This window comes from Nonomuraea sp. NPDC026600 (assembly GCF_040638335.1).
Lineage (GTDB): Bacteria > Actinomycetota > Actinomycetes > Streptosporangiales > Streptosporangiaceae > Nonomuraea.
The window spans coordinates 102,474-117,515 of the sequence record NZ_JBEZYD010000017.1 but is presented as its reverse complement, the minus strand read 5'-3'; the positions used below and the strand labels follow the sequence as shown (position 1 = coordinate 117,515).

At 66.7% G+C, this 15,042-nt stretch carries 15 protein-coding genes; 6 read left to right on the top strand and 9 right to left on the bottom strand.

The features are described 5' to 3' along the window. Positions 1-368 precede the first annotated feature (368 nt). From AB0F17_RS33505 to AB0F17_RS33490, 4 genes are all read right to left on the bottom strand, one after another. A complete protein-coding gene (locus AB0F17_RS33505) occupies positions 369-2,003 on the bottom strand; it encodes a hypothetical protein (RefSeq protein WP_358031183.1) in 1,635 nt (544 codons plus the stop codon). A gap of 65 nt (positions 2,004-2,068) precedes the next feature. Next, positions 2,069-2,368, bottom strand: a complete 300-nt coding sequence (locus tag AB0F17_RS33500) for a hypothetical protein (protein WP_358031181.1) — start codon at positions 2,366-2,368, stop codon at positions 2,069-2,071. 368 nt (positions 2,369-2,736) lie between these two features. Beyond that, positions 2,737-4,074 (bottom strand): cytochrome b N-terminal domain-containing protein, encoded by a 1,338-nt coding sequence (locus AB0F17_RS33495; RefSeq protein ID WP_358031179.1) that lies wholly within the window; start codon positions 4,072-4,074, stop codon positions 2,737-2,739. A gap of 158 nt (positions 4,075-4,232) precedes the next feature. Next, positions 4,233-5,513 (bottom strand): serine hydrolase domain-containing protein, encoded by a 1,281-nt coding sequence (locus tag AB0F17_RS33490; protein ID WP_358031178.1) that lies wholly within the window; start codon positions 5,511-5,513, stop codon positions 4,233-4,235. A gap of 297 nt (positions 5,514-5,810) precedes the next feature. On the opposite strand from AB0F17_RS33490, the gene hemC reads away from it, so the two are divergent. Further along, positions 5,811-6,809: a hydroxymethylbilane synthase gene (gene hemC, locus AB0F17_RS33485; RefSeq protein WP_358031176.1), complete on the top strand. Its 999-nt coding sequence runs from the start codon at positions 5,811-5,813 to the stop codon at positions 6,807-6,809. 95 nt (positions 6,810-6,904) lie between these two features. Continuing rightward, positions 6,905-7,039 carry an NUDIX domain-containing protein gene (locus AB0F17_RS33480; protein ID WP_358031369.1) on the top strand — a complete coding sequence of 45 codons (135 nt, stop codon included), beginning with the start codon at positions 6,905-6,907 and terminating at the stop codon, positions 7,037-7,039. On the opposite strand, the gene AB0F17_RS33475 is transcribed toward AB0F17_RS33480, so the two are convergent. Continuing rightward, on the bottom strand, positions 7,034-8,008 hold the full coding sequence (locus AB0F17_RS33475) for a hypothetical protein (RefSeq protein ID WP_358031174.1): 975 nt from the start codon (positions 8,006-8,008) through the stop codon (positions 7,034-7,036). The genes AB0F17_RS33480 and AB0F17_RS33475 overlap by 6 nt on opposite strands. 352 nt (positions 8,009-8,360) lie before the next feature. On the opposite strand from AB0F17_RS33475, the gene AB0F17_RS33470 reads away from it, so the two are divergent. Continuing rightward, positions 8,361-9,095 (top strand): DUF2306 domain-containing protein, encoded by a 735-nt coding sequence (locus AB0F17_RS33470; RefSeq protein ID WP_358031172.1) that lies wholly within the window; start codon positions 8,361-8,363, stop codon positions 9,093-9,095. Here the strand turns inward: AB0F17_RS33470 and AB0F17_RS33465 are convergent. From AB0F17_RS33465 to AB0F17_RS33455, 3 genes are all read right to left on the bottom strand, one after another. Next, the gene (locus AB0F17_RS33465) at positions 9,085-9,741 is read right to left on the bottom strand and encodes a response regulator transcription factor (RefSeq protein ID WP_358031171.1); all 657 of its coding nucleotides are present in this window, start codon (positions 9,739-9,741) and stop codon (positions 9,085-9,087) included. The genes AB0F17_RS33470 and AB0F17_RS33465 overlap by 11 nt on opposite strands. Beyond that, on the bottom strand, positions 9,738-10,877 hold the full coding sequence (locus AB0F17_RS33460) for a histidine kinase (RefSeq protein WP_358031169.1): 1,140 nt from the start codon (positions 10,875-10,877) through the stop codon (positions 9,738-9,740). Before AB0F17_RS33460 ends, AB0F17_RS33465 begins: the two co-directional genes overlap by 4 nt. A gap of 95 nt (positions 10,878-10,972) precedes the next feature. Beyond that, positions 10,973-12,160, bottom strand: coding sequence for a leucine-rich repeat domain-containing protein (locus AB0F17_RS33455; protein ID WP_358031167.1), 1,188 nt, complete (start codon positions 12,158-12,160; stop codon positions 10,973-10,975). Between the two features lie 390 nt (positions 12,161-12,550). On the opposite strand from AB0F17_RS33455, the gene AB0F17_RS33450 reads away from it, so the two are divergent. Then, positions 12,551-13,147 carry an ArsR family transcriptional regulator gene (locus AB0F17_RS33450; protein WP_358031165.1) on the top strand — a complete coding sequence of 199 codons (597 nt, stop codon included), beginning with the start codon at positions 12,551-12,553 and terminating at the stop codon, positions 13,145-13,147. Further along, on the top strand, positions 13,144-13,608 hold the full coding sequence (locus AB0F17_RS33445) for a hypothetical protein (protein WP_358031163.1): 465 nt from the start codon (positions 13,144-13,146) through the stop codon (positions 13,606-13,608). The genes AB0F17_RS33450 and AB0F17_RS33445 overlap by 4 nt, the downstream gene beginning before the upstream one ends. A gap of 223 nt (positions 13,609-13,831) precedes the next feature. Here AB0F17_RS33445 and AB0F17_RS33440 read toward each other — a convergent pair whose 3' ends face one another. Continuing rightward, on the bottom strand, positions 13,832-14,212 hold the full coding sequence (locus AB0F17_RS33440; RefSeq protein ID WP_358031161.1) for a helix-turn-helix domain-containing protein: 381 nt from the start codon (positions 14,210-14,212) through the stop codon (positions 13,832-13,834). 94 nt (positions 14,213-14,306) lie between these two features. Between AB0F17_RS33440 and AB0F17_RS33435 the strand changes: the two genes are divergently transcribed. Continuing rightward, complete coding sequence (locus tag AB0F17_RS33435) at positions 14,307-14,978, top strand: NAD(P)H-binding protein (RefSeq protein WP_358031159.1); 672 nt, start codon at positions 14,307-14,309, stop codon at positions 14,976-14,978. Positions 14,979-15,042: the final 64 nt, after the last annotated feature.

Below are 15,042 nucleotides of genomic sequence, written 5' to 3'. Positions count from 1 at the left end.
AATCTGGTGTGAAAGCCGCGGCGGTGCACCGGAAGTCGGCCGCATGCAAGAGCCCGCGAGGGAAGAAGATCGGCTATTCCAACCTCAACAAGGTGCGCTTGACCAGGACGCCTACCTACTGCTGGGCCTCTCGGGCACGGTGCCCTCACCTTCCACGTGGTCCTCGGGCCGCTCACGGCACAGATCGGCCCGCAGCCGGGCGCCCCGTTCGGCACCGTCCGGTCCCGAACGGGTATTGCGGCATCGGCTGGACGGGCGTGGCCTGCCCGATCGTGGAGTTCGCATCGGAGTCTCACCTGACGGCCGGCGCACGCCTGCTCGGCCACGATGACGTGTTGTTCAGTGAAGGAGCTGGGTAACAAAGGCCATCAGTTGGTGATCAGGTCGAAGGATTCCCAGGGGCCGATGGCGTCGCGGTTGGCGATGAGTGGTGCGGCTCCTGCGTTGTCGGCGCAGACGTATTTGGCGTTGGCCTGGGCTTTGAGGCTGATGGTTCCGTCGGAGTTGCTGATGAGCTGGAAGGTCTCCCAGCCTCCGACGGCGTCGCGGTTGGCGATGAGCGCTGAGGCGCCCGCGTTGTCGGCGGTGACGTATTTGCCGTTGGCCCGTGCCTTGAGGGCGATGTTGTCGTTGCCGAGGTCAACGCGGTCGAACTGCTCCCAGCCTCCGATGGCGTCGCCCTTGGCGATCAGGGGTTGGGCGCCGGCGTTCTCCGCAGTGACGTATTTGCCGTTGGCCCGGGCGCGGAGGCTGATCACAGTGGGGGAGGGCGTGTTGACGGTGGGCTGGGTCGGGCGTACGGCGGTGAGCGCGATCTGGCCCTTGAGCATCCGGCCGCCGTCGCCGGTGAGCCGCAGGTAGTAGTCCGACGAGCAGACCGTGCCGTCCTCGTCCAGGCCGAGCAGGCCGGAGCCGGCCGGGATCATCGAGGCGTTCTCCGCGGTCTTGGCGATCTGGTTGCCCTCGTTGAACTCGTCGAACATCGAGATGTAAATGCCCTGGGCGCCCACGCGGACCATGTTGTAGAACTGCCGCCACATGAAGTCGCCGTGCGTCCGCTGACGCCCCTTGACGTCGCCCGGCAGCACACAGGGCTGGTAGTCGATGCCGTGGGAGTTGCAGTACGCCTGGTCGGGGGTGTTGATGTTGGTGTAGAACGAGTCCGTGTCGGCGATCTTGCCGATTCTGCCGACCATCCAGGGCGAGAGCATGTTCAGGGCGTTGAAGACGTCGATGAAGCCCGGCCGGCAGTCGTTGATGCCCTGGCGCCAGTAGGTGGGCACGCCGCCTATCACGTAGCAGCCCTGGGCCTTGAACCAGTTGACCACGTCGAGGCAGGCCGCCGCGTCGGATGGATGCTTGTCCTCGGTGAAGCCGAATCCCCAGATGCACACGACGGGCTTGCCGTTCTGCTTGGCGTACATCGGGGATGCGGTCAGGGCGGACATCTTGGCGGTCCAGTCGGTCTTGATCTCGGGCTGGAAGTTCGCCCAGCCGGACACGTCGTACATGATGTAGAACTTGCGGCCGTTGGCCTCGGCGGCGCTGCGGACCTTGGTCGCCATCGCGTCGCGGGTCGCGCCTTCCCCGCCGTTCGGGTTGAAGCGCTGGAGCGCGGCGGTGTCGATGTTGTTCTCCCGCATCCAGCGGAAGTGCGTGTCGACGGTCTGCTGGTCATAGGAGGAGAACAGGGTCGCGGGCTGCCCGTTGCCGAGGTTGCCGTAGGCCGTCGTGTAGGTGCGGGTGTACTCCCGCATGTCGGGCCAGGCCACGATGGTGGTGTTGCTCGGCGAGGGCGGCTGGGCCGGGTTCTGGCTCCAGTGCCACCAGGTGTTGATGGGGGCGCCGTCGCCGATGCAGGCGAACCAGCCCTGATAGCCCACCGTGATCTTGCCGACCACGTCGCCGGGCGGGCTGGCCGCCGCAGCGGGCTTGGCCCCGATGGCGGCCAGCGCGGATCCGGCGACCGCGGACGTGATGAAGGTGCGGCGCGAAACGTGCATGCGATGCTCCCAAATCGATATGTGCTGTGGGCCGCCTCGACAGCAGCCGGAGGCGGCCCACAGCGTCAGTTGGTGATGAGGCCGAACGATTCCCAGGGGCCGATGGCGATGCGGTCGGCGATCAGGGGCTGGGCGCCGGCGTTCTCCGCGCTCGAGCTCGTCGTGATGGTCGCGTTGTCGGAGGTACGGCGGACGCGGATCTGCTGGGTGCCCCATGGGTTGATCACGGTGGCCTGCTTGCCGTACACGCTCTTCAGCCCGACGTACTTGACCTCGCCGGCCTCTCGCTCGGAGCTGACCAGGAAGCCGTCCTGAGGCCAGCGCGGGAGTCCCGGAGAGCAACGCGCGCGTAACGACCTCTTCACCATGCTCACCTTTGGGGGGTGAGGAAGTGGCATGTCACGCGCAGCTAACATTGGGTGTTTCTGATCGCCAAGAGGCGATTAATAGATAAGAAACCTACAAAATCCATCAAGATTCACCATGTATGCTCTGCTAGAAGCACGATTTCGTATGCACGCTCAGGATGTGTCCTGACATATGCGAAGCATGGTAGCGGCTCATTGATCGGAGGTTTGAATCGGCACTGATAGCCGCGATCACCAATGCCCGCTCATCGGGGTGATCTTGCCGGGCCTGGTGAGGTCTGCGTCCGAACCTTCACCTCGCGGCGGCCGTGGGAATCTGCCGGTGGATGTGATCGCGTAGCTGGAGGGCCTGGTCGGTGTCACTGTCATCTTCCTGAGGCGATCGCCGGCTCCCGGGGCTCTTGGTGCGCCGGCGCCAGCCTTTCGTGGAATCCGCCGTCGGGGGATCGCGTGATGATCCCGGTCTCCACTCCGTGCTCGGCCACGTGGTGATCCGTCTGCTGAAGTCCGAGGCAGATCCACCGGGTGATGACGAAGGCGATGACGGGGCCGATGACCACGGCGAACCTGAAGAAGATCGTCACAGCATCGACGTGCATCTGGAACTGCTGGGCGATCTGGTCGTTGGCCGCGGCTGCCCACAGCAGGCCGTAGAACGTGACGCCGGCGATCGCGATGGCTGTCTTCACCGGCGTCTCACGTGGGCGATCGAGCAGGTCATGCGCGAGTGTCTCGCGGGCCATGCGGCTCGTGGTCTTGGGCCGGCCCAGCGCGTCACGGCGGCCGCGTCGCGAGATGAGGAAGCGCTCGGCCATCGGGTAGGCGGCCAGGGCGGTGAAGAAGACCCCGGGTATCACCAGTGTGGGGATGAGGACCGCGAGGCTGAGTGTGTAGTGCCCGACGGTGAGTTCCCACCCGGGCATGATCCGGAGGGCGCCGTCGAGGAACCCCATGTACCAGTCGGGAACCGAGCCCGCCGAGATCTGCGTCGGCTTGGCAGGGCCGTACAGCCATATAGGGGCGATCTGGAACCCGAACCCGAGAATGATCAGCATGCCGATCGTCGCGAGTGCCATCATCGGGCGTGCGCTCCGCCGCGTCGGCAGCGAGGCGATGAACCGGGAGTGGCCGTGCCGCCGCACCAGCAGGTTGCGGGCGATCAGCAGCGCGGCCATGACGACCGCGATCAGCAGGTGCCCCCCGTACATGACCGGAATGACCCTGTCGCCGGGAAAGCCCGGGCCGAACAGCAGCGACAGCGCCCAGGTTCCCACCACGGGGATGGACTGCACTACCGACATGATCAGCCACAGGCTCCCACCCGACAACATGTCGTCAGGCAGGGCGTTGCCGGTCTCGCCCGCGGCCATGCCCAGCGCCAGCAGCGTCACCCAGATCAGCCACTGCCCGGTGCGCGGGCGACGGAACGCGCCGGTGAGGAACATGCGCAGCAGTTGCACCACGACGGCCGCCACGAAGATGAGCGCCGCCCAGTGGTGGACCTGGCGGATGAGCAGGCCGCCGCGCACCTCCAGGCTCAGACGCATGGTCGAGTCGAAGGCCTTGCTGACGAAGAGTCCGCGCAGAGGGCCGTACGAGCCGTCATAGGTCACCTGGGACATGCTGGGGTCGTAGAACACCATCAGCACCGCCCCGGTCACCGCCAGGACGACGAACGACCAGACGGCGATTTCCGCGAACATGAACGACCAGTGAGAGAACTGAAACGAGCGGTTTTTGGCCAATACCGAACGCATTTGGGCCCCCAAGCCTTGCCTACTCATATGACGGAATCGGGCCCGGGAGTGTGACGCCAAATGAGGCGGTGGCGACGGTGATTCGCGTCACTGCAGGACACCGACTAGTCGACGCCGGTGGGGAGCGAGAGGCCGGCGTAGACCTGGTTGAGGATGGTGGGCAGCAAGGCTTGGGCCGTCATCCGGCCGCCGGGCGACAAAGTCAGGTTTGTCCAGATCACCAGGGTGACGTCGTGGTCCGTGTCCCGGCCGATGAAGGAATTGAAGCCGGGCAGTTCACCGCCGTGGTAGTACATCGAGGCTTTCGGACCGAAGCGCTGGTAGGCGATGCCGTACCCGTACTTCTTCCCGCCAGGAGCGGCCGAGTCCTCGGCTTGCGGGCTGTGGAGCCACTGCTGCTGGAACGCGGGGTTGAGGACCTTGCCCGCCACCAGGGCCCGGATCCAGGTGGCCAGGTCGTCCGCGGTGGAGATGGCGCCTCCGGCGGCGGTGGCGTAGGAGGGGCTCTGGAGGGTGTAGTCCATCGGCCGGAGCTTGCCGGACCGGGCCGCCGCCTGTACGTCGGCGGGGTAGGGCCGGTCGACCAGCGCGTAGGCCGATCCGCCGTACATGTAGCCGTGTGAATAGGGGGTCGGGAGGGACAGGTCGCCGGCGGCGGGCAGCGAGGTCCCCGCCAGCCCGAGCGGGGCGAACAGCCGGTCCCGGAACTGCTGGGCCAGCGGGTGACCGCCCGCCTTCTCGGCGACGAGGCCCAGCAGCGTGTAGTTGGTGTTGCTGTACTCGTAGGAAGCGTCGGGTGCGAAGTTCGGCGGGCGCCGGAACGCGATGTCCAGCATCGCCTGCGGCGTCACGGCCTTGCCCGGGTCGGCGTCCATGGTCGCCGCGAGTTCGGGGGCGTCGGTGTAGTTGTAGAGTCCGCTGCGCATCTTCAGCAGGTCGGCGATGGTGATGTGTTCCCCGTTGGGCACTCCGGGAACGTAGGTGGACACCGGGTCGCTCAGCCGGAGTCTGCCGTCCTGGGCGAGGAGGATGATCAGCGCCGCGGTCATGGTCTTGGTGTTGGAGGCGATCCGGAAGTGGTCGCCCGTGGTGGGCGGCTTGGCCGTCCCCAGCTCGGTTGTGCCGACAGTCGCCCGGAAGGTTCCTTGCGGGGTGCGGAGCAGGACCACCGCGCCGGGAACCATGAGCTTCTTCGCCGCACGTTCGACGGTGGACCGGAACACGGCCGGATCGATGGGCTTCAGCGCCGACGGTGTGGAGTCGGACGCGCTCGCCGTCGGCGCGGGTTTGGCCGACGTGAAGGAGGAGAGGGCCGTGAAACTCGTCTCTGAGGGCAAGGCGCAGCTCGCGATCAGCAGGGCTGCGCCCGGTGCCAGCAGAGCCATGCGGCGGGCGGTACGCGACGCTCCGAAACCGGCTCCCATCCGGCGCGCACGGTTCGGTGCGTCGTCGTCAGCTCGGGAATTCCTCATGCCGGCATCACCGCCCCCGTGCTTGGTGGTCCGGTGCCGCGGCCAGGGTGATACGAACAGTGATGCGGAACGACCGCAGAGTCACAATTTTATCATCTATCGATACACGTGAAGGGTCGGTCGCCCCAGGGGCTCGCGGCCCGTTCGCCGCCCTTCCCCTCTCCCAGGGCCGTAGGCTCGCCATCTACCTCGACTGACCGGAAGACCACCATGACCGACGCCTTGATCAACCTGCTGCACGACGCGTTCCCCGACCGGCCGCTGCGGGTGGGCACACGTAGTTCGCCCATGGCTCTGTACCAAGCCAACGACGTACGCGACCGGATCCACGAGCGGGTACCGGGCCTGGACGTCGAGCTGGTGCCGATGACCACCAGCGCCGACCTGTGGCCCGGCGACCTGGCCGAACTGGGCGGGAAGGGCAACTTCACCAAGGAGATCGACCGCTCCCTGACGTCGGCTCAGATCGACATCGCCGTGCACTGCATGAAGGACGTTCCCGGCGACGTGCCGCTGCCTCAAGGGACCGCGTTCGGCGCCTACCTCGAACGCGAGGACGTTCACGATGTCGTCGTCACCCGCGACGGCACGCCCCTCGCTGAACTCCCCCAGGGCTCCATCATCGGCACGAGTTCCGTCCGCCGCCGTGCTCAACTCCACATGTACCGGCCCGACCTGCGGACCGAAGGCATCCGAGGCAACGTCAACAGCCGCCTGGCCAAGCTGGACGAGGACACCAAGTACGCCGCGCTCATCCTCGCCCGCGCCGGCCTCGGCCGGATCGACGCCGTGGACCGGCACTACGAGGTTCTGCCGCTGGAGTTCCACCCGGCAGACAGCGGGATCGTCTCCATGGTGCCCGCCGTCGGCGCAGGCGTGATCGGCATCCAGGCCCGTACCGCCGAAGACCCCATCATGCGGCTGCTCGACGAGCTCAACCACCCCGCCACGGCCGCGCACATCCTGGCCGAGCGCACGATGCTGCACCTGCTGCGCGGCCACTGCAACAGCCCCATCGCCGGACATGCCTCCACCACGCCGGACGGGCAGATGTCGCTGTACGGGATGGTGTTCAACCACGACGGCTCCCAGTTCGTCCGCGCCCACCTGTGGGGCGATCCGGGCGACCCGGCCACCCTCGGCTCCCGCGTCGCCTCCGATCTGCTCGACCAGGGCGCCCGCCACCTGATCACCGCGACTCGGAAATGAGCAGCGGGCCGACCGTCGAACCCGCGCCAGGCGACCGGCCGTACGGCTGCGTCATCACAGCCCATCTGCCGGCCGACGATCGCCCCGGACATTGACTGATCCTCCGAACGGCCAGCGACCACAGCCGGTGGCAACTCCCCGGCGGCCGAGCAAACCCAGGAGAAAGCCCGCGAGCGGCGGCCGAGCGGGAGACCCGCGAGGAGACCAGGCGTAGAGGTTCGGGATCATGATTCGGCCAGGGTGACCGCTCTTTCCAGGGCACGCCGGGCGTCCTGCGGCGAACGCCTGCCGAGGCCACAGGCAGGGGAGACGTCCACCGTACGAGAGAGGAGGCTCTCCACGGTGCGGAGGATCTTCCGCTGGTCGTCCGGTTCTTGAGCCTCGTGGACCAGGCCGGCGGCGAACCTGGTGTCCCGGGGTAACGCGGCGAGGAGTTCCAGAGCTCGGTAGAAGCCCGGTTCCAGCGGTGGCGGCTGGTCGCCCGCCGCCAGCGGAACGTGGACGTACTCCAGCGAACGCCCTTGTGGCCAGGCCCGCAGAAGCGCGTTGACCATGGACACCACAGGGGCGACGGTGCCTAATCGCTTCAGCGCCTTGTTGTTGAGGTCGCCGACGCACAGATGGACGCCGAAGCGAGTGCCCGGCGGTGCGGCGGCGACCTGCTTGGCCATGCCGTGGGCCAGCAGGCGCGCGGCCGCCGTCCGCAGTGGCTTGGGGGCGCGGGCCACCATGACCAGCTCGACGGGCACCTCAAGCTGGAACAGCACGTCCTGGCCGCCCCACCCGGCGATCTCCTCGATCTCATGGGCGAGCGCGTCCCGGAAAGGTGCGCGGCGGCTGAACGCTCTTGCCGGTCCGAAGGCGAAGAGCGCGAGGTCCAGGTCGCCGGGGATTCCGACCTGGAACGACACACCGTCCAGACGGTGTTCCTGGCGGATCTCCTTGAACACCTCGTAGCTTTCCCCGGCGGCGGCCGCGTGGCCAAGGCTCAGGGAGCTGGGGGTGAGCCGGTGTCCGCGCCTCACCTTGAAGACCGGGCGGTTGTCGTAGCCGGACCAGTCTCCGTCCGTCCGCAGCTCGACGTCCGGATGCTCGCGGAGGCCGTCGATGATGTGCGTGATCCAGCGGCGTCGGGCGCCGACCTCCCCGTCCGCCAGGGTCCTTAGGTACGGGCCCGCCACTTCTGCCACGATCGTCATGGCCTGGCGCGTATCGGCTGCCGGATGGCTTCCGACGAGATGGATGTGGCGGCTTGGCATGCTGCTCCTCCTCGTCAGCCCGCCACCACGAGGCGGCGGCCTCGTAACCGTGTTCCGCGTTGGGGTGTGCTCCCCGAGTGTGATGGGTGTCTTCCATCCGGTCGAGCGGTGGTGCCGAACGGGTACCGCGGGATCGGCGGGACAAGGAACCAGCAGGTCAGAGTGCACCCCGGCGGGTGCTCACAGGCAGCCGACCTGGCCGAAAGTACGCCCGATTGCCGGACGATCGGCCAGTTCAGAACGGGCCTTTCTCTCGATGAGCCGGCATCGCCTCAGTCATCACACTCAGGTCATGACCGACGAGAGTACGACGGAACGCCCCCTGCTCCCGCAGGCGCCGCGAGGTGGCAGGCTGACGGATGACCGACGCGGATCGGCGCCGCTCGCCACTGCCTCCTCCAGGAGGGGAGGGTGGCGCGTGCCCGCCGCCCTGATCGCGCTCAGCGCCATTCCCGTGATCGCCGGTGCCGTACGAATGACCGAGCTGACCGGCGGCGCGGCGATCACTCCGGACAACGCGCGGTTCTTCGCGATGCCGCTGCCCGTGGTGCTGCACATCATCTGTGTCAGCGTGTACAGCATTCTGGGGGCCTTCCAGTTCGCTTCCGGGTTCCGTCGCCGGCGGCTGGGCTGGCATCGCGTCGCCGGGCGGTTGCTGGTCGTATGTGGGCTGGTCGTGGCGCTGACGGGTCTGTGGATGACCCTGTTCTATCCCCGTCCGGAGGGGGATGGGGATCTCCTGGCCGGGATCCGGGTGGTGTTCGGGACGGCCATGTTCCTGTCGATCGTGCTCGGCCTGGCGGCGATCCGGCGGCGGGACATCGTCCGGCATCGGGCTTGGATGATTCGCGGTTATGCGATCGGGCTGGGGGCGGGAACGCAGGCGTTGACCCAACTGCCGTGGATTTTGCTCGTCGGCAAACCTGGAGAGTTCCCCAGGGCGCTGCTCATGGCCGCCGCGTGGGTGATCAACCTCGCCGTGGCCGAATGGCTCATCCGTAAGCGGCCGCCCAGGCTCAGCTCTTGACGCGGTTGGTCTCGTACGCCCACATGGCGATCTCGACGCGGTTGCGGGCGCCGAGCTTGGCCATCAGGCTGGTGAGGTGGGACTTGACGGTGCTGAGAGAGATGTGCAGCTCGTCGGCGATCTCGCTGTTGGTCCGTCCACGTGCCACGGTGGCCAGGATCTGTTCTTCTCGGTCCGTCAGCGCCTCGATGGGTTGTACCGGCGGTGCGGTGGGCCCGGTACGGGCGAAGGTCCCGAGCAGGCGGGCGGTGATGCTCGGGGCGATGAGCGCGTCGCCGTTGGCGGCGGCGTGGACGGCCTGGGAGAGCAGGCCGGCGCCGGCGTTCTTGAGCAGAAAACCTCGGGCGCCGGCTCTCAGGGCGGCGTAGACGTACTCGTCGAGGTCGAACGTGGTGATGACGACGACGGCGAGCGGGTCGTCGACGGTCGGTCCGGCGAGGGAGCGGGTGGCTTCGATGCCGTCGAGGCCGGGCATGCGAATGTCGAACAGGCACACGTCAGGGCGTAGGCGGCGCGCGAGTTCGACGGCTCGGCGCCCGTCGGCGGCCTCTCCGATGACCTCGATGTCCGGCTGGGCGTCGAGGATCATCGTGAGCCCGGTGCGGACGATCTCCTGGTCGTCGGCGACGATCACTCGGATGCTCATGTGGCCGATCCGGTGCGGGGCAGTGTGGCGGTCACGGTCCAGCCTCGATCGGGGTTGGGGCCGGCTACGCAGGTGCCGCCGAGCAGGTCGGCGCGTTCGATCATGCCGATGAGCCCATATCCCTGTGACCTGGCCGGCCGTTTGAGGCTGCCGTCGCCGTCGTCGCTTACGCGCAGGTGCACCGAGGCGTCGTCGGCGGTGACGCGGATCTCGATGCGGGTGGCGTGACGCGCATGTCGCCGGGAGTTGGTGACCGACTCTTGGGCGAGGCGGTAGATCGCGGCCTCGACCGATGGGGAGAGGTCGTCGAGGTCGTCCGAGATCTCCAGGCTGACGGCCGGGCCGGTGCGGCCTTGGCCGGCGAGTTGGCGGAGGTCGGCGATGCGCCGGCGGGGTGCGAGGTCCGCTGGTTGGTCATGGCGCAGGATGCGGACCATGGCGCTCATCTCGGTCAGGGCATGCGCGGCCTCGGCCTCGATCACTCGCAGCGCTTCGGTGGCGGCGTCCGGTCGCGACGCCGATGTGGCCAGGCCCGCCTGCGCGCGGATCGCCATTGCCGAGACATGATGAGCGACGGTGTCGTGCAGGTCGCGGGCCAGCTGCTCGCGTTCGCGCAGCTTGACCTGATCGAGCTCGCGTATCCGCGCCTTGGCCCGATATCGGAACGCCACGCCCAGGGCGACGACCAGGAACACCACGGCGAATCCGCCGATGGCGTCGGCGGGGCCGGGGTAGTCGGAGGCCACCGAAAAGCCGGCCTCGCCGAGTATGATCGCCAAGCCGATCACCGCCTCGCGTCCGGACCCCCACCGGAGCAACGAATAGGCCAGGAGCAGCAGATAGACCATGGTGTAGGTCTCTGGAGAATGGCCGCCCGTCAGTAAGGGGGCCAGAGCCAGGGTGCCGAAGGCGATCACGACCATCGGCAGCGGTCTGCTCCGGCGCCACAACAATGTGGGCACCAGCCCGGCCGTGACGATCACCGAGACGGCCCGCCACGGAAGATCCGGCCGCAGCACTCCTTCGAGCACCGCGAGCGGCACCAGCACCCCGACGAGTGCCCAGTCCCGCCACACCCGCGGCGGCGGGTTGGGGGGACGGGGCTCGTCCCACACCGAGCGGATGAGGGGGTGCACGAACTCATGGTACGAGAGCCGGTGCCGCTCCGGATCAGCCCAGAGTACGAGAAGCACGAGCAGGAGGAGTTGCGCCGCCCGGCACTGTTGTCTCCCTACTCGGTTGGTGACGGTCCGCCGACGATTGTCAGGTCGGTGAGGCTGCGCAGGCCGCCTGGTAGCGCGGTTATCGGGTTGCGGTCCAGTTTCAGGTGGCGCAGGTTGGTGAGGTTGCCCAAGGTGTCCGGCAGTGCGGTGAGGTGGTTGTCGGCCACGTTGAGTTCCTCGAGTGCGGTGAGGTTGCCCAGGGGCTCCGGCAGTGTGGTCAGCTGGTTGCCGTGCAGGTAGAGCAAGGTGAGCGAGCTGAGGTTGCCCAGGGTCTCGGGTAGGGCGGTGAGACGGTTTCGGTGCAGGCCGAGCTCCTCGAGGTTCGCGAGGTTGCCCAGAGTGTCGGCCAGCGTCTCCAGCTCGTTGCGATCCAGGTCGAGCTCGGTGAGCTTGCTGAGGTTGCCCAAGGTGTCGGGAAGCACCTTCAGCCGGTTGCCGCCGAGGCTGAGCCGGGTGAGGTTGGTGAGGTTGCCCAGTGAGTCCGGCAGGTCTACGAGTTCGTTGCCGCCGAGATTCAGGTTCTTGAGGGCGGCGAGGTCGCCCAGCGATTCTGGTAGCGCGGCGAGCCGGTTGTCGGCCAATCGGAGTTCCTGGAGATTGCGTAGATCGCCTACGGAATCCGGCAGCTCCACGAGCTTGTTGTCGTGCAGGTTCAGCCAGGTCAGGTGGGCAAGGTTCCCAAGGGCGTCCGGCAGCCTGATGAGCCGGTTGCTGTGAAGTTCGAGCCTGATGAGGGCGCTCAGGCGGCCCAGGGACTCCGGAAGCGCTGTGAGCTGGTTGTCCGAAAGATTGACGTGCGTGAGAGCCGTAAGGTCGCAGAGGACGGCGGGTAGCTCCGTGAGCCCGCAGCCACTCATGCCGAGCTGAGCCAGAACAGTGAGGTTGCCCAGGGAATCCGGAACAGCGGTGAGCGGATTACGGTCCAGATATAGCGCCGCTAGATTGCGGAGGTTGCCCAGTGAGTGAGGCAGTTCGGTGATTCTGTTGCCCCCGAGGAAAAGCCAGCCGAGGTTGGTGAGGTCACCCAGGAAGTCCGGTAACGCCGAAAGTTCGTTGTCCTGCAGGTGAAGCTTGGTGACATCGGTGAGGTTGTGCAGGGAGTCCGGGAGTTCTCGCAGTCCGAGCCTGGAGAGGTCAAGCTCGCGGCTGCCAGACGTGATGGCCTTCTCGATCCGCTGCTCCGCCGTTGTGCTCACTGTGTGTTCCCATCGGTTTCGTACGCCGTGACCGCGTCAGGTAGTCGTACTGGGTCGCGTCCCTGATTGTCGCCGGTGGTAGGAGCACGAGTGCGGTGGTGAAGGTCTTGGTGATGCCGGCGATCCTGAACCGGTGATCGGTCCGCATCGGAACCCCCTTGAGGGCCATGCCGGCGGCGGGCCTGCTACACGCGTTCGCCGTCCCGTACGTAGGCGACCGCTCCTGTCCGTACCAGCCGCTGGGTCTCCCGCCCGGGCGTCCGGAGAAGCGGCCGAATCTGGCGCTCGCCGAAAGCGGGAGCCTTTCAGGTGGGTGATCTCACGGACAGTGATCTCGATTCCAGTACGCGGCGCTAGAACTTGCGTAAACTGCAAGCTATGTTTCAGTTTATGAAACAGCCGCCGTCTGTCTTGCTTCCGCTGCTGCGTTCTCCCTTCCAGGGGGAGCTTCTGGCCTGGCTCTTTCTGCATCCCGGTGAAGAATATGCACAGGTTGAGCTGGCGAAGAGGTTCGATGTTTCCGCCTCGACCGTGACTCGCGAAGTCGATCGCCTCGCTGCCGCAGGTCTGGTCGTCGAGCGGAGAATCGGCAATCTGCGGATGATCCGCGCGGACACCGATGTAGTCGTGGCTCGACCGCTGACGGAGCTGCTCGCTCTGACATACGGGCCGGTGGCTGTGCTCGGTGAGCAGTTGTCTGACGTCGTTGGCGTCGAAGAGGCGTATATCTATGGTTCCTGGGCTGCGCGGTACTCCGGCGAGCCGGGCAAAGTGCCGAACGATGTAGACGTCATGGTTGTCGGTGCCGTTGACGAAGACGATCTATACGACGTCGCCAGGGCTGCGGAGCGGCAACTCGGCCGAGAGGTGAACATGCGGCGGTTGAGCCGTGCTGACTGGGAGTCCTCCGCCGGTGATCCCTTCCTGGAAACGGTCAGGTCCCGGCCTTATGTACGACTCAAGATCGAGAAGAGGAACAGCCGGTGAGATGGGAGCAGGGACGCGCCGTCCTCGAGGGCATGCTCGGACGTGGCGAGATCCAGAAGGTTGCGGCGAGCCGTTCGCAGGCCGAAGAGTTGCTCGTTCAGGCCGGAAAACACGTGGCAACGGCTCGCCTCGCCATGGAATCGGATCCGATCGGCGCATACCAGTTGCTCTACGACGCAGCACGTAAGGCACTGTGCGCCGTGCTTGAGAACCAGGGGCTCCGGGCCAGCAGCCGGGGTGGGCACATCGCGGTGTATGAGGCGGTCAGCGCGCAGCTCGATCCTCCGCTGGGTCAGAGTCTGCGCCCTTTTGACCGGATGCGCCGGCGACGGAACGAAGCAGAGTATCCGCGTCTGGGCTCACCAAGCTTCAGTGCCGACGATGTACGGGCCGACCTGGTCAGGGTCGAGACGATCATGGAGATCGCAGCGAAAGTGATCGATCAGATGCAGCCGTTCTGACAACAGCTTCGAAGAGCTCTCGGTCTCTGGGGCCGTCGGCGGCGCCACCGATCGAGCGTTCAGGATCTCCTTCCGCGCGCGTTCGCCGTCCCGAATGCCAGCAGTTGCGCGACGGTTGTAGCCCGTGAACCCATTGGGCAGCGTTACGTCACTTCCAGGGAGAAGATCGGCCGGGGGCCGGAGATGCTGCACTTCGACCGAGGTGCCGTCGGTGCCGGGTGTCTCAGCGCGATGAGCTCGATGAAGAGTCGTGTGCGTTGCGGGCTTCGAGCAGAGCGGGGAGATGGTCCTTGCTCCAGGCGCGTGCGGCCGCGATCAGAGTCAGCAGGCTGCGCCCCAACGGAGTCAGCTCGTACTCGACCCGGGGCGGGTTCTCGTCGTACGCGGTGCGTGTGACCAGGCCGTCACGCTGCATCGCCCGCAGGGTCTGGGTCAGCACTTTCGGGGTGATGCCGCGCAGTGGCGCCCGGAGCTCGTTGAACCGCCGCCGGCCGCCTTCGAGACAGAGCACGACCATGGCGGTCCACTTGTCACCGATCTGAATCGGCAGGGCGCTGGACGGGCACACGGGGTCGAACATGTGCGGGTCCAAGGGCTCGGTCATGCGCAAGAGGCTATCCCCAGTATCTTTGAGGTAATCGGTATCTCATAGATACCGTCCTTTCTGGCAACGACGTACGTGGCCAGATCGGAGTGACATGAGCAGCATTGTCATATTTGGGGCGGGTGGCCGGGCAGGACGAGCGGTTACGGCTGAGGCGCGGGAGCGCGGACACGAGGTCACGGCCGTGGTTCGGGATCCAGGCAAATACCGGGACATCGAGAAGGATGGTGTCCGGCTGGTGCGGGGCGATGTCACCGACGTACAGGCGATCTCGTCGATCGTGTCCGGTCATGATGCCGTGGTTCACGCGGTGAGCCCGTTCTCTGGGCCGGAGCAGGGGTTCGCCGATCTCGACCCGGAGTTCTACGTCAAAGCGGCCGACGCTCTGCTTCATGGTCTGGCGGAAGTGGGCGTGCCCAGGCTCGTTCTGGTCGGTCTGTTCGCGAATCTCAAAGACGCGCACGGGCGTCTGGTGATGGACGATCCCTCGAGCTTCCCGGCCGAGATCCGGCCGTTCGCCGTTGCGCACACCGCTGGGCTGGACAGGCTGCGGGCGGCGGAGGACACGGCGATCGACTGGCTCATGCTGACCCCGCCCGCGCTGCTGGAACAGGGAGGTCCCAGGACCGGCCGCTACCGGGTCGGAGGGGAGGCCGTGCCGCAGTCGGTATCCGCGCATCTGTCCTATGCGGACCTTGCGGTGGCGGTGATCGACGAAATCGACACGCCACGGCACCACCGCACCCGCGTCTCCATCTTCAACTGAGACTGCTACCGCTCTGCGCGCGGTCAAACCGCTCCCCTTGCTGAGCAGCCGACTCCTGATTTAA

Excerpts from the sequence above, each read along its gene's own strand:
- AB0F17_RS33505 (WP_358031183.1), bottom strand. The coding sequence starts at position 2,003 with ATGCACGTTTCGCGCCGCACCTTCATCACGTCCGCGGTCGCCGGATCC.
- AB0F17_RS33495 (WP_358031179.1), bottom strand. The coding sequence starts at position 4,074 with ATGTTCGCGGAAATCGCCGTCTGGTCGTTCGTCGTCCTGGCGGTGACC.
- AB0F17_RS33490 (WP_358031178.1), bottom strand. The coding sequence starts at position 5,513 with ATGGCTCTGCTGGCACCGGGCGCAGCCCTGCTGATCGCGAGCTGCGCC.
- hemC (WP_358031176.1), top strand. The coding sequence starts at position 5,811 with ATGACCGACGCCTTGATCAACCTGCTGCACGACGCGTTCCCCGACCGG.
- AB0F17_RS33475 (WP_358031174.1), bottom strand. The coding sequence starts at position 8,008 with ATGACGATCGTGGCAGAAGTGGCGGGCCCGTACCTAAGGACCCTGGCG.
- AB0F17_RS33470 (WP_358031172.1), top strand. The coding sequence starts at position 8,361 with ATGACCGACGAGAGTACGACGGAACGCCCCCTGCTCCCGCAGGCGCCG.
- AB0F17_RS33465 (WP_358031171.1), bottom strand. The coding sequence starts at position 9,741 with ATGAGCATCCGAGTGATCGTCGCCGACGACCAGGAGATCGTCCGCACC.
- AB0F17_RS33450 (WP_358031165.1), top strand. The coding sequence starts at position 12,551 with ATGAAACAGCCGCCGTCTGTCTTGCTTCCGCTGCTGCGTTCTCCCTTC.
- AB0F17_RS33440 (WP_358031161.1), bottom strand. The coding sequence starts at position 14,212 with ATGACCGAGCCCTTGGACCCGCACATGTTCGACCCCGTGTGCCCGTCC.
- AB0F17_RS33435 (WP_358031159.1), top strand. The coding sequence starts at position 14,307 with ATGAGCAGCATTGTCATATTTGGGGCGGGTGGCCGGGCAGGACGAGCG.